A 21,926-nucleotide genomic window follows, 5' to 3' on the forward strand; every position below is an offset into this window, starting at 1 on the left:
CCGCTCACTCGCTGAGGCGGTCGTACTCCTCGTCCGTGAGGTCGAGCGAGGCGGCAGCGACGTTCTCTTCGAGGTGGTCGACGCTGGAGGTGCCGGGGATGGGGAGGGTGACGTCCGAGTGGCGGAGGAGCCACGCGAGCGCGACCTGCATGCGGGAGACGTCGTGGGCGTCGGCCACGACGTCGACGACCGCGCTCTTCTCACCGAGGTCGCCCGCGCCCAGCGGGAAGTACGGCATGAACCCGATGTCGTACTCCTCGCAGGCGGCGAGCACGTCGTCGTGTTCGCGGTTGCCGACGTTGAAGTTGTTCTGGACGGTCGCCACCTCGACGTGGTCGCGGGCGGTCTCTAGCTGGTCGACCGAGACGTTCGAGAGGCCGACGTGGCGGACGAGTCCGTCGTCTTTCAACTCGGCGAACGTCGTGACGCTCTCCTCGAAGTCGGTGTCGGGGTCCGGGCGGTGGAACTGGTAGAGGTCGATGGTGTCGGTTCGCAGGCGGTCGAGCGAGCAGAGCACCTGGTTGCGGACGTAGTCGGGGTCGCCGTGGGGGAGCCAGTCGCCGTCGCGGTTGCGCAGTAGGCCGGCTTTGGTGGCGACGACGGCCTCGTCGGGGTCGAGCGTCTCGCCGATGAGTCGCTCGCTGACGCCCGGGCCGTAGGAGTCGGCGGTGTCGACGAAGTCGACGCCGAGGTCGACGGCCCGGCGGAGCACGTCGCGGGCGTTCTCCTCGTCGTCCGGCGGGCCGACGATGCCCTCCCCACAGAGGCGCATCGCGCCGAAGCCGAGTCGGTTGACGGTCGTCTCGCCGTCGAGGTCGAAGGTGTCGCTCTCGTTGGTCGGCATCGTCGGTGGTCCGCGCGGACGCCGCAAAGCCGTTGGCGCAGTGGCAACGTCGTCCGGCAGTCCGCACCGTCGGGACGTCCGTTCAGCCGCCGGAGAGAGTCTCTCGCGGCGGCGTTCCGAGACAGCCTTTTGCCACCACAGTGTGAACTGGTACCTATGACCGAGATGGCCGCGTTCGTCCTGACACTCCTGACGTGCGGCGTGCTCGCCGCCGTCGGAACCGTCGGTATCGTCCTGATGAAACGAGTGATGGCGGACGGTTCGACGTCGGAGTCCCTGGTGGAACCGGTGACCGAGAGCGAACCGACGCCACCCGGGAGAGGTGCCGTCTGAGTGAGTCGGTGTCTAAGGGATATAATCACGAATCAGGAACGTACGAGCGTCTTACCACGCTAGTGCGCGAGTTTATACGCGTGTAGTGACCTCCGTCGAACATGTCCGCGATGTCCCAGCCACGAGTTCGAACCGCCGACCCCGAACCGCTCGCCCGACGCGCGACGGCCTGCCCGGAGTGCGAGGAGGCGCTCGTCGAGGGGCAAGGTCTCGTCGCCTGCGTCGGCTGCGCCTGGACCGGCCGCTACGAGTAGTCGACTCGTCGGCCGACCGCTCACTCACCACCGACCGCGTCTCACCGCCGTCCGCCCGCCAGTTTTCTCGCGGCCGGCAGTCCCCGGAGTCTGAGCATCGCGAGCGTGCCGAGCACCGGACCGACGACGAGCGGCGCGAACGCCCACCGCCAGCCGACGGCGTCGGCGACCAGCGGCGTCACCTGGATGGAGACCGTCGTCAACAGGAAGCCGACGGCCGTCTGGAGGGTGAGCGCCGTCCCGACGTACTCCGCCTCGGCGAGTTCGGTGAGCGCCGCGGAGAACTGCGCGGAGTCGGCGACGATAGTCGCCCCCCAGACGACGAGAAACGGGACGAGCGCGAGCAACGGCGCGTCGAAGGCGACGCCCGCACCGAGACAGGCCGCCCCGGAGACGACCATGCTCGCGCTCGTCACCGTCGTCCGCCCCACGTCGTCGGCGACGACGCCGGCCACCACCGCCCCCACCGACCCGACGCCGATGGTGAGGAACGCGAGGCCGGACGCGAGACGGGGCGACCCGACGGTCGCGCTCGCCGCGAGGTACGCCGGAATCCAGGTCCAGACGGCGTACAGCTCCCACATGTGCCCGAAGTAGCCGAGGTTCGCGAGAACCGCGGGACGGTTGCCCAGCAGTCGCCGGACCGCACGCGGGTCGAACGGCGCGGTGGGCGCTTGGTAGGGACCCTGCTCGACACGGAGCGCGAGCGCCCCGCCGACGACGGCGAGGCCGGCCGCCCCGAGCAGGACCGCCCGTGGCCGACCGACGCCACCGACCGCTCGCAGGAGGTGCGGCAGGGCGGAGCCGACGGTGAGCGCGCCGACGAGGGTGCCGATGGCGAACCCGCGGCGGTTCCGGAACCACCCCGCGATGAGCTTCATCCCCGGCGGGTAGACGCCCGCGAGCGCGACGCCGGTGAGAAATCGGAGTCCGATGGCCGGCAGCGCGCTGTCGACCGCGAGCGCGATGGCGACCGTCGCGGCCGCACCGAGCCACGCCGAGACGGCGACCAGCACGCGCGGGCGGACCACGTCCGAGAGCGTGAGGGCGGCGCTGAAGAGCGCGCCGACGACGAACCCGACCTGCACGGCGTTGGTGAGCCACGCCCGTTCGACCGCCGAGAGGTCCCACGCCGCGGCGAGGTCCGGCGCGACCGCTGTCGCGCTGAACCACAGCGCCATCGCGAACAGTTCGGCGGTGCCCAACAGCACGAGCGCCCGCCACTTCCGGTCGAGTGCCACACGACACGTCGGTCAGCCGAGACGAAAAAGACGGGTGCGTTCTGGTGGACGGTGCGCACGCGACGCGAGCACGCACTCGGCACGTGGCCCGAACGGTCGGTCCGGGTGTCGACTACTCCCAGAGGATTTCGGTGCCGCCCTCGTGGCCGTGTATCTCCTGGACCTCGCGGATGTTGTCGTAGATGTTGAGGCTCGGGACGTCCGTGGTCCACGCGATGACGCACTTGCCGTTCGGTGGCGGGAACTGGACGCCGTAGGCGACGACGCCGGTACCGGAGACGCCGGTCGAGTCCTCGCTGCGGTACAGCGCGAACTTCCGGAACCGCGGGTTCTGGGAGAACGGGTCGGGCATGGCTCGGGATTGCCGTCGAGAGGTTACAGCGTTTCGCTTCCCGTCGTCGGTCGACGGGCGGAACGCCGCGGCCGTGTTCGCTCCGGACCACCCCGACCCCGACGCGTCACTCCGCTGCGTCGCCGGTCGGCGTCGGGAGCGCGCGCAGGTCGCTCGGCGGGACCAGGAAGTTCCCGCGGTTGCGCACGAAGATGTACTCCAGGATACCGTTGTTGACGCGCTGGCGGACCGCGGGGGTCGCCTGCGTCACGTCCTCGCCGTTCATCGCGGTTCGGACCTCCTCGAACGCCGTGATTCCTCGCTGGAGCGACGGGAAGTGGAGGCTCGCGTCGTCGTCGTCGGTCGACTCGAAGTGCCGCCGGAGCAGGCGGACGTTCCCCTCCGAGTCGCGGTTGGCGCGCGCGGCCTTCTGGGCGTGGCCGACCCGGCCGAACTCCTTCGCGTCCTCGACGACCGTGTCGAGGAACTGGTCGATACCGCTGTCGTCCCCGAGGTTGTCGCCGACACCCTCGACGAGTCCCTGCTCGGCGTGCTGCGGGCTGAACATCTCCGTGACGCGCTGGTCGAAGTCCTGCTCACCGTACCAGTCGTCGAGCCGTTGGCGGACGTTGGCGACGTGTTTCGTCGTCCCGCCGGCGAACGGCCCCTCCTGGATGGTGACGTAGTCCTCGGTCGCCTGGTTGCGCTGGAACCCCGCGGCGAACCCCATGAACAGCGGCGACGCCTCGGGGATGGGGTTGTCCGCGGGGACGCCGTTGAGGTCGGTGTCCTCGGCCTTCTGGCGGGGGAGGCCGGGACCGACGAACCCCGTCCGGCGGTCGTCGAGGTCCAGTGCGTCCGTGAGCGCCGTCTCGACGTCGACGCCGTTGGCGGTGTCGACCTCGCCGCGGAGCGCCTGTTCGGCTTCGAGCAGCGCGTCGGCGCGGTCGCTGGCGAGGTGGAGCAGCGCGTCCTGCTCGTCGAGCGTCGGCTGTTCGAACGACGAGAGGCGACGCGGCCGGGGCAGGTCGAGGCCCTCCGGGAGCGACTCGTCGAACCGCGCGAAGTACGCCGGCGAGTAGCCGATGGAGTAGATGAGGCCCTCGTTCGAGCGCTCGTAGGCACGGTCGAGGGTGGCGAGCGCCGACTCGACGGCCTCGCGCGTGTCGGCGTCGGGCGGTCCGTCGCCGGGCACCGAGAGGTACCACAGCGTCTGGTGAGTCGGCAGGAGGTCGTTGCCGTGCTCGTCGTGGCGGATGCGCTCGTTCCACGCGAACTGGCGGCGGGGGAGCGAGTCGGGGCCGCCACCGGTCGGAACCGGCGTGGGCGTCCCGTCGTCACCGCCCTGGATGTCGAGACACGCCGACAGCGCGCTCGCACCGCCGAGGGCGACGGCCGCCTTCAGGACCTCGCGGCGAGACGGGTCGTCGGTCATCCGCACAGCACCTCCGAGCGGGCCGAACGAGGACGCGACGAGCGGGGAGTGACCATATCTCGACTAGCGGATTCGTCAGAAAGGCCCTTTCGGTGTCAGCGGTCCGTTCGACGGACGAACCAGAGCACGGAAGCGAGGGTGGCGGCCACGAACGCCACCCCCACTCCGAACCCGCCCCCGGTGCCCGAGGACGGCGGCGTCGGACTCGTCGAATCGGTGCTCGGTGCGGTGCTCGTCGGCGACGACTCGGCGGGCGGTGACGTACCCGTCGTCTTCGCGGGCGTGTTGATGGCCGGTTGCGTGGGGGTGTTCACCACCGGGGCCGACCCGTTCCCGTCGCCGGTCGAGACGACGGGGAGCGTCGTCTCCAGAGTCAGGTTCCCGACTCGGAGCGGTCGGTCGGCGTCGCCGAGCCTGCCGTCGCCGTCGTCGGCGTACAGTTGGGTGCGGACGACGAACTGGCCGTCCTGGGCGGCGACGAACGACTCGTTCAGTCCGATGGCGACCTCGCGGTGCGTACCCGCCGCGAGCGCCCGCGTCCCGAGGACGTCGCCGGTCTCGTTGTCCCGGGCGACCACCAACCCGTCGTCCGGTAGCGTCACCCGGCCGACGGTCACCTCGGGGCCGTCGGTGTACTGCCCGAGAAAGCCCTGACCGGTGACGATGGCGGGCGACCCCTTCCCGACGGCGACGCGCTCGGCGACCGGCCGGTTGAACCGGGTGTAGACCGGGTCGTCGGCGTCGTACTCGCCGTCGCCGTCGTCGGCGTGGAGCGCGAGCCACACCGTCCGGTTCTCGCCCCACTGGTCCCACTGGTCGGCGGCGACGTCCACCTCGACGTCGCGGACTAGGCCACCGGGCGTGAGCGAGCGCGAACCGAGCGCCGCGCCCATCTCGCCGCCGTCGTCGGCGTGGACGACGAGGTGGGCGCGCTGGGAGACGAACACCGTCTCGACGAGGAGGGTGCCGTCGTCGCTGACCTGGCTGGTCGCGGTGAGGTGGTTCGAGTGCGCGCTGACCGGCAGCGGGACCGACGCGAGGACGACGAGGAGGACGACTGCGAACGCGAGCGGGCGACGCATGACCGGGGTTACGGGAGCCGTCCGAAAAGGGCTACCGGGTGGCCGCGTGGGCGGGCCGCTCCGGGCGACCGCTCAGTCGTCGGCCGTCGCGTTCGCCTCGCGGAGCGCGTCGGGCGGGCCGCCCGCCAGTCGGTCGCGGTCGTGTGCGGCGAGGAAGTCGTGGTCCGGGCCGACCGCGACGATCTGCTTCGGGTTGACGTCGGTGTGGGTCGTGTAGTAGTGCTCGGTGATGTGGTCCATGTTCACCGTCTCTGCGACCCCCGGCAACTGCGACAGTTCGAGCAGGTAGTTCCACAGGTTCGGGTACTCCGCTATCTTCCGGACGTTGCACTTGAAGTGGGTGTGGTAGACGTCGTCGAAGCGGACCAGCGTCGTGAACATCGCGACGTCGGCCTCGGTGAGCACGTCGCCGGCGAGGTAGCGCTGGTCGTCGAGGACCGCCTCCCAGCGGTCCAGCGCGTCGAACAGTTCGCCGACGGCCGTCTCGTAGGCCTCCTGGGTCTCGGCGAACCCCGAGCGGTAGACGCCGTTGTTGATGGGTTCGTAGATTTCGGAGACGACGCGGTCGACGTCCGCGCGGTGGCCCTCGGGGTAGAGGTTGACGTCTCGCTCCGCGAGGTCGTCGAACGCCACGTCCAGCATCCGCATCACCTCCTCGGACTCGTTGTTGACGATGGTACCCTCCTGCTTGTCCCACAGCACGGGCACCGTCACGCGTCCGGTGTAGTTCTCGTCGGCCGCGACGTACGCCTCCCGCAGGTAGTCGAACCCGTTTATCGAGTCCGCGTCACAGCCCGCCTTCTCGGGGGTGAACTGCCAGCCGCCGTCGTCGCGGTACGGGTCGACGACATCGACCGAAATCGCGTCCTCCAGACCCTTCAGCGCCTGCGTGACGAGCGTTCGGTGTGCCCACGGACACGCCAGCGAGACGTAGAGGTGGTACCGACCGGATTCGACGGGGAACTCCGCGTCGGGGTCGGGGGCTTCGCCGTCGCGCACCTGCTCGCCGCCCACCCAGTTCCGGAAGGTGGTCTCGTCGCGGTCGAACTCGCCGTCCTCGTTCGACATCTCGTAGGCGTCGGTGCGCCACTCGCCGTCGACGAACATGTTCACCATGGCAGAAGGTAGGGGCCGACCCCGGATAGGCACACAGGTGGCACGGGCGTAACCGGGCGAGACGAGTGTGACGAGCGAGATTCGGTGGCCGGTCTCGCGAGCCAACAGCGCGATAGCCACTCAGCGAGTGATGGGTACACCAGCGTTCCTACCGCGAGTGAGTGAGCGAAGCGAACGAGCGAGCGGGCCGACCGAACCGTCGACGGAACGAGCGAAGCGAGTGGCAGAGGCGGTGAGGGAGTGTTTTTTAGTCCAGGTTTTGCCAGCGAGCCTTCGATGACCGCCGAACGCAGTGAGGCGTGTCATCGAACCGCGAGCGCAGCAAAAAGTGGGTTCGAAGGCTTTAACCCCCAACTGCTCTTCACCACACGTAATATGGCCGATAAACCCGCCTCGATGTACCGGGACATCGACAAGCCACCGTACACCCGGCGCGAGTACATCACGGGGATTCCCGGCTCGAAGATCGCCCAGCACAAGATGGGCGACATCGAGGCCGACCCCGACGACTACCCGGTCCAGATCAGTCTCGTCGTCGAAGAGTCCGTCCAGCTCCGGCACGGCTCGCTGGAGGCCTCGCGCCTCTCGGCGAACCGCCACCTCATCAAGGAGCTCGGCGAGAAGAACTACAAGATGATTCTCCGGAAGTTCCCCCACCAGGTGCTCCGAGAGAACAAGCAGGCGACCGGTGCGGGTGCAGACCGTGTCTCCGACGGGATGCGCCTCTCGTTCGGGAAGATCGTCGGCACCGCCGCGCGCGTCTACGAGGGCGACCAGCTGTTCACCGCGTGGTGTACGCCGGAACAGGCACCCGTCGTGAAGGACGCCTTCCGCCGCGCGTACAACAAGATCACCCCGCCGTGCCGCATCAAGGTCGAGCGCGGCGAAGAACTGCTGGTTTCGTAGAACCAGCAGTTCTTCGCTCCGCCCAGTAGGGCGCGGTGAGGACCTGCTCGTCTCGCAGAGACCTGCACTGCCCGGCAGAGACGGGCCATCTTTTTGCGTTCTCCACGCTCGGGTAGCGTATGCTTCGGCTGGCGATGACGACCGACGCCGAGACGTTCGAGCGCGTGGCCGACCCGCTGGCCGAGCGCGGTGTCGAGGTGGGGTACGTGCAGGCCGACGAGCGGACGGTCGCGCTCGGCGACGGCCGCCCCGCGGAGTTCGAGGGGTTCGACGTGGGGTTCGTCTACCCCTCCCGACTCCCAGAGGGCGGCGTCATCGACGCGCTGCTCGGCGTGCCGTGGGTCAACGACCGCGAGGCCGTCCTGCGCTCGCGGCACAAGGGCGAGGCGCTGGCGCGACTGGCGCGAGCGGGCGTCCCGGTCCCCGACAGCGTCGTCGTCTCGAACCCCGCGAGCGACGCCGACCTCCGTGAGGCGTTCGAGCGGTTCGACCCGCCGGTCGTCGTCAAGCCGAACTCGACGACGCGGGGGACGGGCATCACGAAGGTCCACGACGTCGACTCGCTGCTCGGCGTCACCGACTACCTCGCGCTGGTCCACGACTACCGGGCGACCGGCGACAAGTCGTTTCTCGTCCAGGAGTACCTGCCCGAGGCGCGTGACTACCGCGCGATGGTCGTCGACGGGGCGTGTGTCGGCGCGGTCGAGCGTCGCCTCCCCGAGGGCGCGCGGGCCGCGGGCCAGTGGAAACACAACGTCCACCGCGGCGCGGTGGCCGAGGGCGTCTCGCTACCCGACGAGTTGCGAGCGGTCGCCGAGGACGCGGCGGCGGCGCTCGGCGTGGACTACCTCGGCGTCGACCTGCTCGTCACCGACGACCGAGTCGTCGTCGGCGAGACGAACGCCCGGCCGACCGTCGACGACGAGACGAAGTACGACCCCGGGTTCTACGACGACCTCGCGGCGCTGATTCGCTCGCGCGCCGAGTGAGCAACCGTCGACGCGACGGCGAGACGTCGAACCGTCTCACCCCTCGAACACGGCGACGGCGAGCAACAGCAGTCCGAACGTCCCCCCGATAGCCGCGAAGTACCAGCCCAGCACACCCCCGAGTTCGACGACGGCGAGGGTACTCCCGACGAGGATACCGAGAGCCATCACGCCGGCGACGAGCGTCACGGTCCGGTTCGACGAGCGACCGTCCGTGGCCGGGGCGTCGGACGACGGCGACGACGCCACGACGGCGTCGAACAACGCTGCGGCGTCGGGTGCGCGCGCCGTCGGGACCCAGACGCGCTGGAGCTTCGACAGCCGCCCCGGCCGACGGGGGTAGCGCAGTCGGAACACCACCACGGGACCGAGACGGCGGGTCGTGTACCCGGAGAGGCCGGCGAACGACCACTCGACCGCACCCGGTTCCGAGAGGTACCGGCGTTCGGCGGCGTCGAGTCGACCAGCGGTGCTGAACGCTTCGAGCACGGCGAGCGCGGCGAGGCCGACGACGAGCGGGACGAGCACGAGCGGCGGTGACAGCCACGCCGCGGCGAGGAGGACGAGCGCACCCGGAACCGCGACGAGTCGGCGCTGACGCCGCGAGAGACGTGGGCGACGGTACTGCCGGGGGACTATCGCGAGGCGGTCGTCGCCGGTCACCAGCGCGAGGGTGTTGGGGTCGCCGAACAGGCGGAGCGCGACGACGAGGAGCGCGACGCCGGCGAGCGTGGCGTCGGCGCTCGCGACCAGCAGCGAGACGAGGACGGCGAGGACGGTGAACACGACGACGGTCGCACCGCCGAGCAGTGCCGCCCGGACGAGCGCGACACCGCGGAGCCAGCGACTCGTCGTCGCGTCGTAGCGCCACTCGACGGTCGGGGGCGGAGTCGCCGTGGAGGGCGGGTGGTCGTCGGGGGAGGGAGACACGACCGGTCGTCCGACGCGTGTGAGGAAAAGTAGCGGTGTCCGACTCGCTCAACGCCACCACTCGCTGCGTCGCTCGCCGGGGGAGGCCGACTGGCGCAGCGGTTCGGGGAACTCGTCGTCGCCGTCGAGACTCAGACCGAGACCGACCCAGCGGGCGACGTGCCACGCGACGGCCTCGGTGTCGAGGTCCGCGACGGTGATGTCGAGCGACGTGTACGTCTCCAGCGCGCCGTCGCGGTCGGGGTCGAACCCGCCGAGCCGACCGCAGGACCCGCCGGTGGCGTCACACGGCAGCGTCTCGGCGAAGGTGATGGTGACGTCCGCTCGCCGGGGGTCGTCGACGCGCACGAACGAGACGTTGTCGGGGACGGTGCCCGCCGCGCCGTCGGCGAAGTAGCCGAGCGCGGCGTCGACCTGCCGTTCGGCGGCCGCGCGGTCCTCGGCGGCACCGTAGTCGACGTACACCGAGAGCGTCGAGTGGTTCCAGGCGAACTCTCGCTCGCTCGCGTCGGTCCGCGGCTGGCTCGTCAGCGCGGCGCGACTCGACATCACGTCCTGTGGCGGGTCGTCGTGGTCGAGGCCCAGCGTGTGACCGAGTTCGTGCTGGAGGACGAGTCGCGTCGAGTCGTCGTCGTAGCCGGTCTGGAGGCGGACGACGACCGGTCGCTCGACCGGCCCGCGGGTGATGTAGGGGGCACAGCCGGCGACGTGCTGGTCGCGCCCGCAGTCGACGATCTCGTCGACGAACCGCACCACGACGTCGGCGTCGCTCGCGTCCGCACTCGCCGCCAACAGCCGGTACTCGACGTCGTAGCCGGCGTAGCGGGTCGCGTTCGCCTCCCAGTAGTCGAGCGCCTCGCGGACGGCGGTGCGGACGTCCCGGTCGGCCGAGACGTTCGTCGCGTCGACGGCGACGGTCAGCGTCCCCTCCTCGTAGGGGTTGTCCCGCGGCTCGACCGTCGGTTCGAGGGTTCGAGCACCCTCACCGCCGTTCGGTCGGTCCGTTCCGGACCCACCGGTCGCCTCGGCCGTCGAGCGCGCGCCCGGCTCCGCGGTCGAGTCGGTGCGTTCGGTGACCGTCCCACCCGGCGACGGCCCGTCGGCGTCGCCGGGGTCGGAGTCACCCACCTCCGGGAGCGTGACGGGGGCCGAACAGCCCGCGAGAACGACACAGCAGAGGAGGGCGAGTGCGGTGACCCGTCTCGTCATCTACCCGGGGTACCACGGCGAGCGGAATGACCCTTGTGGGACCTGTGTCGCTTTCGAACCGACAGATTCTGAGACCGGGGAGTGGCGACTATCGACACACAGTCACCAGCGCACTCGCCGCGAGCGAGTGGAGCGAGCGAGCGGGCGCGAACGCGACCGGAGCGGGACCGGAGGTCCCGCAGGGGGCGTGCAGCGCTTTTGGTCCAGCTTTTGCCAGTGAGCGGCACAGCCGCTCACGCAGTAAGAGGTGGTGGGCTGCGAGCCGTAAGCCCCCTTCTGTTCGAACCGGCATTCGGCTGAGCGCCCGCGACAGGCCGACCCTACTGGTCGTCTGCCGGGCTACCTCGACGTCGCGGGCTTGCACCGGCGAGGGTTCGCCGTTCCACCCGTTCTCCTCCATCGGCGGTCCCGTACGACCGCGCTACCCTCGGTGGGTTAGCTCGCTTCCCTCGCGGGTCGCTTCGCCCGTTCGCGGGCGTCGCCCGCGAACGCAAGCGCGACGGTGCTCCCGTCGCGACGCACCTCATCGGTCCGGAGGAGGGGTCTCGTTTCTGTTCCATAGCCGACGGTCTCCCGTCCCGGGCTTGTGCCCGGTCGCCTGCCCGGCCGGTGGGGGGACTTTCCTCGTTTGCGTGCGTGCCAACGGGCACGCCGCCACGGTGGCCGGTCACTCGCTGCCCGTCTGGAGATAGCCGAGCGCGCGGCCTAAGTCGTTCGGTTACTCGTTCTCGGCGTCGTCGCCCGACCCGAACCCGACGCGCTCGGCGTCGTCCAACGCGCGGTCGGCCGCGGCGTCGACGTCGAACTCGGCGACGACCTCGCCGTCGCGAATCAGCGGTTCGAACAGCGACTCGGCGTCGGCGGGCGCGTCGTCGCCCTCGGGGAGCACGAGGTGCTCGCCGTCGGCGCTCCGGTAGACGGCCTTCCGGCCGGGGAGCTTCCCGCGTTTCGCTCGCGACTCGCCCTCGACCTCGACGATGTCGAGGGCGAAGTCGACGGGCGTCGCGTTCGAGACGTATCCGCCGACGCCGAACCCGTCGGCGACGTCGCGCAACTCGCGGAGTTCCTCGGGGCCCAGCCCGCCCGAGCAGAACACCTCGACGTCGTCGTGGCCCGCGTCGTCGAGTTTCCAGCGGACCTCCCTGACGATGTGACGGAAGTCGCCGCGTCGCGAGCCGGTGGTGTCGAGGCGGACACCGTCGAGGTCGATGGTCTCGGCGGCACGCAGGCTCTCGTCGGTCTCGTCGGTGTAGGTATCACACAGCGCGATGCGAGGGGTACCCTCGGGAGCGGCGGCGTCGAACGCCTCCCACGCGGCTTCCTGCTCGCCGGGACCGAAGCAGATGACGAGCGCGTGGGGCATCGTCCCCGACGGTTCGCGGCCGAGCAACTCGCCGGCGGCGACGTGCGAGAAGCCGTCGAACCCGCCGACGAGCGCCGAGCGCTCGACCATCGCGGCGATGGCGGGGTGGACGTGCCGGGCACCGAACGAGAGTAGCGACGAGTCGGGGGCGGCCCGGCGCGCGCGCAGCGCGTTCGTCGCGACGCCCGAGGCGTGCGAGAGGAACCCGAGGAGCGCGGTCTCGAAGCGGGCGAACTCGGTGTAGCGGCCCTCGACGCGCATGACGGGGCCGCCGTCGAACAGTGTCCCCTCGGGCACGGCGTCGACGTCGACGGCGAGGTCCGCGAGCAACTCGGCCGCGTCCTCCAGACCGGCGAACACCTCGAACTCGCCGTCGGGGAACTGGTCGGCGGTGACTTCGGCGACCACGTGCGGGTCCCGGCCGGCGTGGTCGAGAGCGGCGACCGTCCGGTCGAAGTAGGCGTCGGTCGCGGCCCCCTCGCGGATGGTCTCCGCGGAGACGATGTCGAACATACGCCGGGTAGACGTGGCGGCTCGAAAAAACGGCCGGTTCCGACCGCTCGCCGCGACGGACCAGCGTCGGGCCGGCGTCGGGAGGCGGCCGAGACGGGCGAGCGGGGCTCAGTCCCGCGCGTGGACCGCGTCCAGCGCCCCCTCGGTCGGCGCGTTGACGATGGTGACCGTCGACCCGTCGCGGGTCACCCGGAACGCGTCTGCGTACGGCCCCGTGGGGATGGTGTAGCGGTCGCCCGACCGCGTCGCGTTCTGCTTCACCAGCAGGTCGCGGTAGGCGGCGACGAACTCGCGGGCGTCCTCGGGTGAGTCCCACTCCAGCCGCCAGACGTACGCCGACTCGCCGGTGTCGGCGTTCGTGTAGGGGACGAGGCGGTCGCCGGCCCACCCGGTCGTCGCGGGGTGGGAGTAGTCGTACGGGTCGTGGTCGTGGAACAGCCCGTTCGTGCGGAACATCGTGTAGACCCCGCTCTCGCCGAGGCGGTCGGACCAGCGCTCGCGGTCGAGACGCGACCACGACTCGTCCGAGCGGTCCTCGACGGTCACCTCCACGACTGGCTCTTCGGGGTAGCGCTCGGGGTGGATGGTCTGTTCGGTGCTCTCGGGAAACCGGCCGTAGGCGTCGTTCACCGCCGTCCAGTTCCCGCGCTCGTGGAGCGCGCCGACCAGTTCCGGCCCCTCGACGTACGGCTGGATGAGCGTCCCGTAGATGCCGCGGTTGAACGACCCCGGGTCCTCGGGGCGCTCGGGGATCGGGAGACAGCTCCAGGAGGCGTTACAGCGGGCATCGTACAGCGACTCGACGTAGTTGGCGTCGCCCTCGACGAGTCCCTCGCGGGCGCGGGCCCCGTCGAACGTCGACCGACCCGGACCGAACCCGAGGTGCTGGTCCTGGAGCGCGTGGACCAGTTCGTGTGCGAGCGTCCGACTGTCGAGTTCGGGCGACTCGCTGTCGCTGACGATGACGATGCGGCCGTTCGAGTAGAAACCGATGACCGAACTGCCGTACACCGACTCGAAGGCGGCGGTCGCGTCCGCGTCCTCGCCGACGGCGAACAGCGCCTCCCAGCGCTGGTTGACGAAGACGCGCTCGTCGGCGCTCGGCGTCGGCCCGCCGCCGCGGTTCGCGCGGTACTCCTCGCGGGTGACTAGTTCGACCGTGACGGTCTCCTCGAACTCCAGCCCTCGAATCGTCTCGATGCGGGCCATCGCACGCCCGAGGACCGCCTCGCGTTCGCTCGCGTTGAGTCCGTCGGCGGTCGTCACCGACAGGCTGTCGGTGGCGTTGTAGCCGTTCTCGTAGCCCAGCCGGTCGTTCGGGTCCTCCGCGTCGGAGGGGCCGATGGCGGGCAGCGAACAGCCCGCGAGGACGACGAGAACGACACAACAACCGACCAGCGCGCGCATCTACGACCGCCGGGCGAGCAGCGCCACGGCGAGCAGCGCGACGAGCGCGACGACGACACCGAAGCCGGGACCGAACCCGCTGGAGGAGTCGGTCGTCGAGTCGACGTCGTCGCCGGTCGTGTTCGTGCCGTCGGTTCCGGTCGAGCCGTCGGTGCCCGTCCCGGCGTCCGTACCGTTCTGAATCTCCTGGACCGAGACGTTCCCGTCGACACCCGAGAGGTCCTCGACGGTCGGGGCGTTGACGATGGTCGTCGTGTCGCCCTCGACGGCGACGTGGAACGCGTCGGCGAACTCGCCGTCCTCGACGACGTAGGTGTCCTGACCGACCTGCGTCGCGCCGTGGAAGCCGAGCAGCTGTTCGTAGCCCTCGCGGAACTCCTCGGCCTCCGCCGGCGAGTCCCACTGCATCTTCCAGACGTAGCCCGTCTCGTTGGTGCCGGCGTCGCTCGCGACGTACGGCAGGAGCTTGTCACCGTCCCAGCCGTTCGACCACGACTGGTCGTAGTTCAGCGGGTCGAACGAGTCCGCGCCCGTGCCCTGTTCGTTGATGTTGAGGAACTGCTGGGGCGAGAGCAGACCGCCCTGGCCCTGGGAGGCGTACGTCGGGTAGATGAACATGGCCGCGAGGCCGGCCTCGCCGAACTCGGCGTAGTCAAGGCCACCCTCCAGTTCGAGGACGTTCCAGCGCTCGTCGGACCGGTCCTCGATGGACACCTCGCTGGGAGCGTCCTCGCCGTACTTCTCGGGGTGGATGGTCTGTTCGGTCGAGGCGGGCGGGTTCTCGTAGACGGCGTTGACCGCGTCCCAGCCGCCGTTCTCGTGGAGGCTCCGGACGAACGCCGGACCGTCGCTGTAGGGCTGGTAGATGGTCAGGTACAGCCCGAGGTTGATGTCGCTGCTGCCGCCGGCGGCGCTGCCGTTCGAGCCGGGTGCGGGCGTGTCGGTGAGACACTCCCCCCACGCGTCGGCGTCGTCGGCGGGCAGTTCACAGCGCTGCTGGTAGAGGTAGTCGACGTAGTTGCCGTCGCCCTCGACGATGCCGTCGATGGCGTTGTGCTTCTCGCGGGTCGACTGGTTGTAGGAGGTGAGGTCGAACTTCTGGTCTTGGAGGGCGTGGAACAGCTCCTGTGAGAGCGTCACCTCGTTGAGCTGTGGCGACTCGGCGTTCTCCGAGACGACCACGATGCGCTCCTGGGAGGGGCTGTAGTAGCCGCCGACGGTCGCGCCCTGGTTGGACTGCTGGACGGCGACCGCGTCGGTGGACTCGCCGACCATGAACGTCGCCTCGTACTTCACGTTCTGGTGGAGCCGCGCGTTCTCGCTCGTGTTGGCCGTGCCCTGCCCGGCCTCCGCCTGCAGCTCCTCGCGGGTGTAGATCTCGACGGGGACCGACCGCTCGAACTCCAGGCCCCGAACCTCCTCGACGCGGGCCATCGCCCGGGCGACGACCGTGTCGAGCTCCTCGTCGTTCAGCCCGTCGCTCGGGTCGACGTCGACGCTCTCGTTGTACCAGTAGCCGTTCTCCCAGCCGAGGACGTCGCTCTCGGGGTCGTCGGGGGCGCTGTTCTGTGTCGAGTCGACCGCCGAGTCGGTGGAGGTGGCCGCGGGGGCCGACCCGGGGACCGCGGCCGCCACGGGTGCCGAGAGCGTCAGCACCGCGAGGACGACCGCCAGTAGTGCAGGGCGTCGCATACCACCCGTACTCGCGGCCCCACAATGAAACCCCTGTTGTCGACGTGACGGTTTTCCACACGCCCGCCGTAGCCCGACTATGGACCTCGAACCGACCAGCACCGCGGTCGTCGTCGTCGACGTGCAGAACGGGTTCTGTCACCCCGACGGCAGCCTCTACGCACCCGGCAGCGAGGCGGCGCTCGCCCCCGTCACCGACCTCGTCGCCCGCGTCCGAGAGGCGGGCGGGCGCGTCGTCTACACCCGCGACGTCCACCCCCCAGAGCAGTTCGACGGCAACCACTACTACGACGAGTTCGAGCGATGGGGCGAACACGTCGTCGAGGGGACGTGGGACGCCGAGCTACACGCGGACCTCGACGTCCGCGAGGCGGACCTCGTCGTCGAGAAACACACCTACGACGCGTTCTACGAGACGCAACTGGAGGGCTGGCTCCGCGCTCGCGGGGTGACGGACCTCCTGCTCTGTGGCACGCTCGCGAACGTCTGCGTGCTTCACACGGCCGGGAGCGCGGGGCTGCGGGACTTCCGGCCCGTCCTCGTCGCGGACGCCATCGGCGCACTGGAGGACGACCACAAGGCGTACGCGCTGGACCACGCCGACTGGCTGTTCGGCGAGGTGGTCGACGCGGCGGACGTGACGTTCGACTGACCGTGTCCGTCGCGAACCGACCGCTCAGCAGATGCCAGAGCGGACACGGAAGTCGTAGTCGGGGCCGATAGCGAAGGTGACCCCGATGTAACAGACGGTGGTCCGAACGGTGTCGTAGGCCGTCTCGTCGTCGTGAGCCGCGTAGACGGTGAACTCCCGGTCACCACCCGTCTCCGCTTCGAGCGTCGAGAACTCGAACACGCGTTTTCGACTCGTCGCTGCGACCGTGTAGGTCTCCTCGTGGTAGACTGTCGTCTCGTCGGAACTCCCCGCAGCCGGCCCTTCGATACGAACATCGACGGTCTGCTCGCTGTCGTACTGGTTGTCGATGGCGACGTGGTGGTCGTAGCTCACTTCGTTCGGGTCGGCCATCGTCCCCGGCGGAGCGTCGGTGCCGGTCCCCGGCGACTCCGTTGCCGAGGTCTCGGTGGGCGTCGTGGTGGGTCGTCGCGGCGTCGACGTGCCGTCGGGCGACATCCCGGTTTCGAGGGCACTGGTCGCCGGCCCACTCGTCTCGGGGAGTCCCTCGCTCTCGACACAGCCAGCGAGAGTAGCGGTAGCGACGGTAGCGGTCCCGGCGAAGACCGTTCGGAGGACGCGACGACGGGTCGGAGCCATACGACTCCTGTCGGCGGGGCGACCGTAATCCCCCCGGTGGGTCAAATCAGCCCTGAAACAGTCTGTAGGCACCCTGCCCGACGGCGACCGGTTTGACGGCCGTCTCGCCCTCGCCGGTCGGGACGTCGCTGGTCACCGTCACCTGACTGACGCCGACGGACCCGCCCGAGCGGATGACCTCGGCGTGGGCGGTCACGTCGCCGGCCGCCCGCCGGAGGTAGTTGACGTTGAGGTTGATGGTGGCGACGCCGCCCTGGATGGGGTTCTCCAGCGACGGACGCAGCGCGATACCGCCGGCGGTGTCGATGAGCGTCGCCGCGATTCCCCCGTGCATCGTCGGCGGCGAGGTGGGGTTGGTGAGCTTCTCGTCGAACGGCACCGCGAGCGTGATGGAGTCGTAGGTGAACTCCTCGACGGTCGTGCCGAGCCACGACAGGTAGCCGTGTTCCTGCTCGATGAACTGCTGGAGCATCTCCTTTGCCGCCGGGGGGAGCGTGTCGTCGGTCATACGACCCATCGAGGCGGTGACGGTTTGAAATCAGCGGTTCGACGGGTCGAGCCACCGGTTCGGCGGGCGGCCGACCGACGAGCGTCTCAGCGTCCGAGTGCGGCCCGAACTCGGGGGCCGAACGGTCCCGTCGCCACCCGGTAGCCGACCAGCGCCGGCACCAGTGCGAGCAGCCAGCACACCAGAACGAACAGCAGGTCCGTCACCGAGAGCAGGTGGGCGAGCGGGTCGGCGACGTGCATCGCGAGGACGAGTTCGTAGACCACGGGGACGGCGGCGACGAGCGCGGCGAGGGCGTACAGCGCAGTCGCGACGACCCCCCGTCGGGAGGGCCGACCGTAGAGCACCGCCCCGAAGCCGACGACGCCGAGGCCGAACAGCACCGCTCGCGGGAGCAGGTCCGCGCCGACCCACGCCGCGAGCGCGCCGAGGACGACCGCACATCCGACGACCAGCCCCGTCGTGAGCGCGTCGTGACCGTGGCCGAACCACCGGTCGAGACGGCGACGGAGGGCGTCGCTCGTCGACATCACGACTCACCCCGGCGGACCGCCTCGCGGGGCGGGGCGTCACGCGCGTTCGGCATGCCCTCCAGTTCGTCGAACGGCGGTTCGGGCGCGCTCCGCCAGTCGCCGCGTGGAGCCTCGCCGTTGTCGAGTTGCGTGAACTGCTCGAGCAGCACCATCGTCACCCAGGGGTCGCCCCCGAGGATGCGGAGGCCGCCGTCGAGACCGCCGGGGCGGGTCGAGTCGGCGCGGTTCCCCTCGAAGACGTTGCCGCCGTCCTCGGGCGCGCCGACGGCGAGGTCCGCGCGCCCGGACCCCGAGACGTCGTTGTCGAGAAAGCGGTTGTTCCGCGGCGGGTAGACGTTGTCGTCGACCATCGGCACCGCGACGATGCCGAAGTTGGGGTGGTCCCGGACGGTGTTGCCGACCACCTCGTTGTCGATTCCGCCGGCGACGTTGATGCCCGTCCCGAACGCGGCGTAGCCGAACCCCTCGTCGGGCGCGTCGGCGTTGTGGTTCGACTCGACGAGGTTGTTCTCGAAGCGGGCGCTGTCCTGTGGCGGGTCGGCCTCACTGTCCAGGGAGTTCGGGACGATGCCGCCCATGTTGTTGCGCCACACCGAGTCCCGGACGGTGAGGTACCCGCCCGCGTTCGTCCCGGAGTAGCCGATGGCGTTGTTCTCCGAGCGGACGTTCTCGATGAGCGCGTGACAGGGCTTGCACTGGCCGATGTAGAACCCCGAGTCGGTGTGGCCCGACGCGTAGCAGTTGTCGTAGCGGCCGTGCTGGCTGTCGATGTTGTAGATGCCGTACACCTGGTTGTTGTACGCGGTGAGGTACGACCCACGCCACCCCGACACCGACGACCAGAAGAAGCCGTTGCGCACGTAGTGGCGCGCGGTGAGGTTCTCGACGACGACGTCGTCGACGGTGGCGAGCACGCCGTCCTGGCGCTTGAACTCGCCGTCGAGGATGACCTCGTTGCGGTCGGTACCCCGGATGGTGAGTCGAGGCGTGTCGGTCACCGCGACGGCCTCGCGGTAGACGCCCGGTTCGACGAGCACGAGGTCCTCCGGAGCGGCCGCGTTCACCGCCGCCTGGATGGTGTCGTACTGGCCCGGAACCTCGTGGACCGTGTAGTCCTCGTAGGCGCGTGGCTCGCCGCGCAGTGGCTGGCCCGCGGGGAACTCGGGGGCGGACTGGTCGGCGCTGGCGAGGTGTGCAGCCGTGAGCCCCGCCGTCCCGACCGCACCGGCCGCACCGAGCGCCCGGAGCACGTCGCGTCGACGGTGGGTCACGCCCCACCCACGTCGTTCGTTGACATGTCTCGTCGATTCGAGTACCCGAGGATAAAACTACGCCTCGGTGGGAGTCTCGACGGTCAGCGGGACAGACACCGTCGAGCGCGGTCGCGTGCAGTCAGCGGGGCGGACTCCGCCGAGCGTGGCCGTGCACGGTCAGCGGACGGCGACACCGCCTTGCATCCCGCTCGGGCGGTGGGGTTCGCAGTAGTAGGGGAACTCGCCGCTCTCCTCGAAGGTGTAGGAGAACGTCTCACCGGCGTCGCTGTACAGTTGGCTCTCGAACGTGCCGTCGCGCGCGACGACGTTGTGACCGCCGCCCTTCCCGGTCCACTCCCAGACGACGGTCGTCCCGGGGTCGATCTCGATAGCCGCCGGGGTGAACGCGAGACCGCCTTCGGTTCCGACCTGCACCGTCGTCTCGTCGGTTCCGGTGCGGTCGACGACCGACTCGTAGCCGTTCGAGCCGTCGAGCCACTCGTCGTAGTCGACCGAGTCGCCGCTGCCGCTGCGCAGACACCCGGCGAGCGCGAGGGCCGACCCCACCGCGCCGAGAACCGCCCGTCTGCTCCGTCGTGCGCCTGGAGAGCGCCGTTCCGCATCGCGTTGGCTGTGCACAATCACTTTGAGCGGGAGTCGCCTCTTAACTGTATGCGACGCCGGACGTTCCTCGCCGCGACCACCGGAGCGCTCGCCGCCACGAGCGGGTGTCTCGGCGGGGCAACCGACGGGAGCTACGTCCCGCCACCGCGCGTCGCGGACCCACCGGCCGGCGTCTACCGACCACCCGCCAGCACCGGCCTCGCGCTCGTCGGCACCGCCGACGCCGGCCCGTTCCGCCTCGGAGTGCTCTACAGCTACCCGACGCGCTTCTGGGAGGTCGTCGGCGAGCAGACCTACCTGCGGGACGTGACCGACGAGGACAGCGTCCACCTGATGGCGCTCGCGTGGGACCCCGAGACGGGCGTCGTCTTTCCCGAGGTCGGCCTGACCGTCGAGGTCACCCACGCCGAGACCGGCGCGGACCACGACGCGGGCGACCTGGTCGCCGAAGAGGCCGTCTACGCGATGCTCTCACAGGGGCTCGGCTTCCACTACGGCGACAACGTCGCGCTGCCGGGCGACGGCCGCTACGACGTCACCGTCGCCGTCGGCGGCCTCCAACTCCGACGGACGGGCGCGTTCGCCGACCGGTTCGGTGACCCCGCGAGCCACACGTTCGAGTTCGAGTACAGTCGTGCCGAACGCGACGCGCTCGCGACCCGCCGGAACGAGGACGCCGGCACCTCGGGAGCCGTCGACCCACTCGAGGAGCCACCGGTGCCGACCGCCCGCACGCCGACCGCCGACTCCGCGTGGACGAGGCTCGGGCGGACGCGCGCCGACGACGCGGTGGTCCTCGCCTACCTGCTCGACGGCGAGGCCGCCGACCGTTTCGACGCCGAGCGGTATCTGGCGCTCACGACCTCCACGCCGTACAACCGACTCGTCCTCCCCGCGATGGGTCTCCGCGTTCGGGTCTCCGACGGCGCGTCGGTGGCGTTCGAGGGACTCCTGACCCGGACGGTCGACCCGTCGCTCGGGTACCACTACGGCACCGCGGTGCCCGCACTCCCCGACGGCGGCGACCTCCTCGTCGAGGTGCTCTCGCCGCCACAGGTCGCCCGCCACGAGGGCTACGAGACGGCGTTCCTCGCGACCGACCCGGTTCGGATCTCGCTGTGAGCGGTCGCCGACCGCCCGGGGCTACAGGTGTCGACACCGCTCGACCGCGGCCCGATAGACGTAGCCACCGCGTTCGTTGGTGTCCGGGTGTTCCGTACTGATGCGGCGACGCGACGAGCACACCCGACCCAATCATCACGCTCGTCGCCCCCGCCGCGACCAGTTCGTTCCGCCGGGCCCGTCGCTCCGTCATGTCTCTCACGTGACGGCCTCGGTGGACTGTCACCACACCGCCAGCCACAGGTTGACCGTCCCGGCACGAGAACCGCTTACCAATGAGCGACTGCGAACGCGGAGGACAGGCGTGACCGACGACGACGGCGACGACACCGACGACGGCCCCGAGTACGACGTCGACCCCCGCCACCTTTTGCTGCGTACGCGCGCCGCTGGCGCGCTCACTGGCAAAAGCTGGACCAAAAGCACTCCCGAACCCCCTCGGTCGCTTCGCTCCTTCGAGGGTTCGGTCGGCCCGCTTGCTCGTTGCACTCGCTCGCGGAACGAGGGGGTGAGAGAGTGACCGACGACGGCCCCGAGTACGACGTCGACTTCCGCGACCACCCCGAGCAGTACGAGGTCGGTCGTGGCGAGGAGGACGTGTTCAAGGTCGAACCGTACAAGTCCGAACTGCTCCCGCTGTGGGGGTACGCCGACCGTGCTACCGCCGACGAGGCGGGCGAGGCCATCTACGAGCGGTTCCGCGAGTACCGCGAGCGCGAGGAGTTCGTCGGGATGGATATGGCCCGCAAGTACCTCCAGATGGGCTACACCCGGGCGATGCGCTACGCGCGGTACCCCGGCGGGCAGAAGTACGAGGACGACGGCACGGAGCGCGACCCGGAGCACTGGGCGGACCACGACAAACGCGAGGCGGCGCTCGTCTACGAGGTGTGGTGGGACCGCGTCGAAGCCGACGAGTGCTACCAGGAACTGAAGCGACGCCACCGCGACCACACCGCGGACGACTGACC

Annotated in this window: 24 protein-coding genes and 1 other RNA gene; 8 read left to right on the forward strand and 17 right to left on the reverse strand. The window is 70.1% G+C overall.

Annotation, left to right across the window (positions count from 1 at the left end):
* Positions 1-4: 4 nt before the first annotated feature.
* Positions 5-844 carry an aldo/keto reductase gene (locus tag M1L36_RS06665; RefSeq protein WP_250872943.1) on the reverse strand — a complete coding sequence of 280 codons (840 nt, stop codon included), beginning with the start codon at positions 842-844 and terminating at the stop codon, positions 5-7.
* A gap of 156 nt (positions 845-1,000) precedes the next feature.
* Here M1L36_RS06665 and M1L36_RS06670 point away from each other — a divergent pair, with 156 nt between their 5' ends.
* Both M1L36_RS06670 and M1L36_RS06675 read left to right on the forward strand, forming a co-directional pair.
* Positions 1,001-1,177 carry a hypothetical protein gene (locus tag M1L36_RS06670; protein ID WP_250872944.1) on the forward strand — a complete coding sequence of 59 codons (177 nt, stop codon included), beginning with the start codon at positions 1,001-1,003 and terminating at the stop codon, positions 1,175-1,177.
* A 101-nt stretch (positions 1,178-1,278) separates the two neighbouring features.
* Positions 1,279-1,431, forward strand: coding sequence for a hypothetical protein (locus tag M1L36_RS06675; RefSeq protein ID WP_250872945.1), 153 nt, complete (start codon positions 1,279-1,281; stop codon positions 1,429-1,431).
* 41 nt (positions 1,432-1,472) lie between these two features.
* On the opposite strand, the gene M1L36_RS06680 is transcribed toward M1L36_RS06675, so the two are convergent.
* The 5 genes from M1L36_RS06680 to M1L36_RS06700 all read right to left on the reverse strand — a co-directional run bounded on the left by M1L36_RS06680 (position 1,473) and on the right by M1L36_RS06700 (position 6,633).
* Complete coding sequence (locus M1L36_RS06680; RefSeq protein ID WP_305794418.1) at positions 1,473-2,612, reverse strand: MFS transporter; 1,140 nt, start codon at positions 2,610-2,612, stop codon at positions 1,473-1,475.
* A gap of 172 nt (positions 2,613-2,784) precedes the next feature.
* Complete coding sequence (locus M1L36_RS06685) at positions 2,785-3,024, reverse strand: hypothetical protein (RefSeq protein ID WP_250872947.1); 240 nt, start codon at positions 3,022-3,024, stop codon at positions 2,785-2,787.
* Positions 3,025-3,130: 106 nt separating this feature from the next.
* Positions 3,131-4,438: a DUF7405 family protein gene (locus M1L36_RS06690; protein ID WP_250872948.1), complete on the reverse strand. Its 1,308-nt coding sequence runs from the start codon at positions 4,436-4,438 to the stop codon at positions 3,131-3,133.
* Between the two features lie 95 nt (positions 4,439-4,533).
* On the reverse strand, positions 4,534-5,520 hold the full coding sequence (locus M1L36_RS06695) for a DUF7282 domain-containing protein (RefSeq protein WP_250872949.1): 987 nt from the start codon (positions 5,518-5,520) through the stop codon (positions 4,534-4,536).
* Positions 5,521-5,592: 72 nt separating this feature from the next.
* Positions 5,593-6,633: a glutathione S-transferase family protein gene (locus M1L36_RS06700; protein ID WP_369694219.1), complete on the reverse strand. Its 1,041-nt coding sequence runs from the start codon at positions 6,631-6,633 to the stop codon at positions 5,593-5,595.
* Between the two features lie 378 nt (positions 6,634-7,011).
* Here M1L36_RS06700 and M1L36_RS06705 point away from each other — a divergent pair, with 378 nt between their 5' ends.
* Both M1L36_RS06705 and M1L36_RS06710 read left to right on the forward strand, forming a co-directional pair.
* Entirely contained in the window at positions 7,012-7,542 is a 531-nt protein-coding gene (locus M1L36_RS06705; RefSeq protein ID WP_250872950.1) for a 50S ribosomal protein L16, read from the forward strand.
* 119 nt (positions 7,543-7,661) lie between these two features.
* Positions 7,662-8,531 carry an ATP-grasp domain-containing protein gene (locus tag M1L36_RS06710; protein WP_250872951.1) on the forward strand — a complete coding sequence of 290 codons (870 nt, stop codon included), beginning with the start codon at positions 7,662-7,664 and terminating at the stop codon, positions 8,529-8,531.
* A 36-nt stretch (positions 8,532-8,567) separates the two neighbouring features.
* Here the strand turns inward: M1L36_RS06710 and M1L36_RS06715 are convergent, their stop codons facing one another.
* The 6 genes from M1L36_RS06715 to M1L36_RS06740 form a co-directional block, all read right to left on the reverse strand.
* Positions 8,568-9,461, reverse strand: a complete 894-nt coding sequence (locus tag M1L36_RS06715; protein WP_250872952.1) for a hypothetical protein — start codon at positions 9,459-9,461, stop codon at positions 8,568-8,570.
* Positions 9,462-9,509: 48 nt separating this feature from the next.
* Complete coding sequence (locus M1L36_RS06720) at positions 9,510-10,670, reverse strand: zinc-dependent metalloprotease family protein (protein WP_250872953.1); 1,161 nt, start codon at positions 10,668-10,670, stop codon at positions 9,510-9,512.
* 253 nt (positions 10,671-10,923) lie between these two features.
* Positions 10,924-11,349: RNase P RNA component (rnpB, locus tag M1L36_RS06725), an RNA gene on the reverse strand.
* A gap of 39 nt (positions 11,350-11,388) precedes the next feature.
* On the reverse strand, positions 11,389-12,546 hold the full coding sequence (locus M1L36_RS06730; RefSeq protein WP_250872954.1) for a nicotinate phosphoribosyltransferase: 1,158 nt from the start codon (positions 12,544-12,546) through the stop codon (positions 11,389-11,391).
* 108 nt (positions 12,547-12,654) lie between these two features.
* Positions 12,655-13,953, reverse strand: coding sequence for an Hvo_1808 family surface protein (locus M1L36_RS06735; protein WP_250872955.1), 1,299 nt, complete (start codon positions 13,951-13,953; stop codon positions 12,655-12,657).
* A complete protein-coding gene (locus tag M1L36_RS06740; protein ID WP_250872956.1) occupies positions 13,954-15,645 on the reverse strand; it encodes an Hvo_1808 family surface protein in 1,692 nt (563 codons plus the stop codon). It abuts the gene before it with no gap.
* A 79-nt stretch (positions 15,646-15,724) separates the two neighbouring features.
* On the opposite strand from M1L36_RS06740, the gene M1L36_RS06745 reads away from it, so the two are divergent.
* Positions 15,725-16,297 (forward strand): cysteine hydrolase family protein, encoded by a 573-nt coding sequence (locus M1L36_RS06745; protein WP_250872957.1) that lies wholly within the window; start codon positions 15,725-15,727, stop codon positions 16,295-16,297.
* 24 nt (positions 16,298-16,321) lie between these two features.
* On the opposite strand, the gene M1L36_RS06750 is transcribed toward M1L36_RS06745, so the two are convergent.
* From M1L36_RS06750 to M1L36_RS06770, 5 genes are all read right to left on the reverse strand, one after another.
* On the reverse strand, positions 16,322-16,915 hold the full coding sequence (locus tag M1L36_RS06750; RefSeq protein ID WP_250872958.1) for a hypothetical protein: 594 nt from the start codon (positions 16,913-16,915) through the stop codon (positions 16,322-16,324).
* Positions 16,916-16,961: 46 nt separating this feature from the next.
* The gene (locus M1L36_RS06755) at positions 16,962-17,423 is read right to left on the reverse strand and encodes a PaaI family thioesterase (protein ID WP_250872959.1); all 462 of its coding nucleotides are present in this window, start codon (positions 17,421-17,423) and stop codon (positions 16,962-16,964) included.
* Positions 17,424-17,509: 86 nt separating this feature from the next.
* The gene (locus M1L36_RS06760) at positions 17,510-17,953 is read right to left on the reverse strand and encodes a hypothetical protein (RefSeq protein ID WP_250872960.1); all 444 of its coding nucleotides are present in this window, start codon (positions 17,951-17,953) and stop codon (positions 17,510-17,512) included.
* Positions 17,953-19,227, reverse strand: coding sequence for a right-handed parallel beta-helix repeat-containing protein (locus M1L36_RS06765; protein WP_250872961.1), 1,275 nt, complete (start codon positions 19,225-19,227; stop codon positions 17,953-17,955). Before M1L36_RS06765 ends, M1L36_RS06760 begins: the two co-directional genes overlap by 1 nt.
* A 159-nt stretch (positions 19,228-19,386) precedes the next feature.
* Positions 19,387-19,848: a halocyanin domain-containing protein gene (locus M1L36_RS06770; protein WP_250872962.1), complete on the reverse strand. Its 462-nt coding sequence runs from the start codon at positions 19,846-19,848 to the stop codon at positions 19,387-19,389.
* Positions 19,849-19,881: 33 nt separating this feature from the next.
* Here M1L36_RS06770 and M1L36_RS06775 point away from each other — a divergent pair, with 33 nt between their 5' ends.
* The 3 genes from M1L36_RS06775 (at position 19,882) to M1L36_RS06785 (ending at position 21,924) form a co-directional block, all read left to right on the forward strand.
* Entirely contained in the window at positions 19,882-20,955 is a 1,074-nt protein-coding gene (locus tag M1L36_RS06775) for an iron transporter (protein ID WP_250872963.1), read from the forward strand.
* Between the two features lie 304 nt (positions 20,956-21,259).
* Entirely contained in the window at positions 21,260-21,475 is a 216-nt protein-coding gene (locus M1L36_RS06780; protein ID WP_250872964.1) for a hypothetical protein, read from the forward strand.
* Complete coding sequence (locus tag M1L36_RS06785) at positions 21,472-21,924, forward strand: DUF4385 family protein (protein WP_250872965.1); 453 nt, start codon at positions 21,472-21,474, stop codon at positions 21,922-21,924. The genes M1L36_RS06780 and M1L36_RS06785 overlap by 4 nt, the downstream gene beginning before the upstream one ends.
* Positions 21,925-21,926: the final 2 nt, after the last annotated feature.

The organism is Halomarina rubra (assembly GCF_023699475.1).
Taxonomy (GTDB): Archaea; Halobacteriota; Halobacteria; order Halobacteriales; family Haloarculaceae; genus Halomarina; species Halomarina rubra.

What these genes read in the sequence shown, in the direction of transcription:
- M1L36_RS06665 (WP_250872943.1), bottom strand. Translation starts at nt 844, where the DNA reads ATGCCGACCAACGAGAGCGACACCTTCGACCTCGACGGCGAGACGACC.
- M1L36_RS06670 (WP_250872944.1), top strand. Translation starts at nt 1,001, where the DNA reads ATGACCGAGATGGCCGCGTTCGTCCTGACACTCCTGACGTGCGGCGTG.
- M1L36_RS06675 (WP_250872945.1), top strand. Translation starts at nt 1,279, where the DNA reads ATGTCCGCGATGTCCCAGCCACGAGTTCGAACCGCCGACCCCGAACCG.
- M1L36_RS06680 (WP_305794418.1), bottom strand. Translation starts at nt 2,612, where the DNA reads ATGGCGCTGTGGTTCAGCGCGACAGCGGTCGCGCCGGACCTCGCCGCG.
- M1L36_RS06685 (WP_250872947.1), bottom strand. Translation starts at nt 3,024, where the DNA reads ATGCCCGACCCGTTCTCCCAGAACCCGCGGTTCCGGAAGTTCGCGCTG.
- M1L36_RS06690 (WP_250872948.1), bottom strand. Translation starts at nt 4,438, where the DNA reads ATGACCGACGACCCGTCTCGCCGCGAGGTCCTGAAGGCGGCCGTCGCC.
- M1L36_RS06695 (WP_250872949.1), bottom strand. Translation starts at nt 5,520, where the DNA reads ATGCGTCGCCCGCTCGCGTTCGCAGTCGTCCTCCTCGTCGTCCTCGCG.
- M1L36_RS06705 (WP_250872950.1), top strand. Translation starts at nt 7,012, where the DNA reads ATGGCCGATAAACCCGCCTCGATGTACCGGGACATCGACAAGCCACCG.
- M1L36_RS06710 (WP_250872951.1), top strand. Translation starts at nt 7,662, where the DNA reads ATGCTTCGGCTGGCGATGACGACCGACGCCGAGACGTTCGAGCGCGTG.
- M1L36_RS06720 (WP_250872953.1), bottom strand. Translation starts at nt 10,670, where the DNA reads ATGACGAGACGGGTCACCGCACTCGCCCTCCTCTGCTGTGTCGTTCTC.
- M1L36_RS06730 (WP_250872954.1), bottom strand. Translation starts at nt 12,546, where the DNA reads ATGTTCGACATCGTCTCCGCGGAGACCATCCGCGAGGGGGCCGCGACC.
- M1L36_RS06735 (WP_250872955.1), bottom strand. Translation starts at nt 13,953, where the DNA reads ATGCGCGCGCTGGTCGGTTGTTGTGTCGTTCTCGTCGTCCTCGCGGGC.
- M1L36_RS06740 (WP_250872956.1), bottom strand. Translation starts at nt 15,645, where the DNA reads ATGCGACGCCCTGCACTACTGGCGGTCGTCCTCGCGGTGCTGACGCTC.
- M1L36_RS06745 (WP_250872957.1), top strand. Translation starts at nt 15,725, where the DNA reads ATGGACCTCGAACCGACCAGCACCGCGGTCGTCGTCGTCGACGTGCAG.
- M1L36_RS06750 (WP_250872958.1), bottom strand. Translation starts at nt 16,915, where the DNA reads ATGGCTCCGACCCGTCGTCGCGTCCTCCGAACGGTCTTCGCCGGGACC.
- M1L36_RS06755 (WP_250872959.1), bottom strand. Translation starts at nt 17,423, where the DNA reads ATGACCGACGACACGCTCCCCCCGGCGGCAAAGGAGATGCTCCAGCAG.
- M1L36_RS06760 (WP_250872960.1), bottom strand. Translation starts at nt 17,953, where the DNA reads ATGTCGACGAGCGACGCCCTCCGTCGCCGTCTCGACCGGTGGTTCGGC.
- M1L36_RS06775 (WP_250872963.1), top strand. Translation starts at nt 19,882, where the DNA reads ATGCGACGCCGGACGTTCCTCGCCGCGACCACCGGAGCGCTCGCCGCC.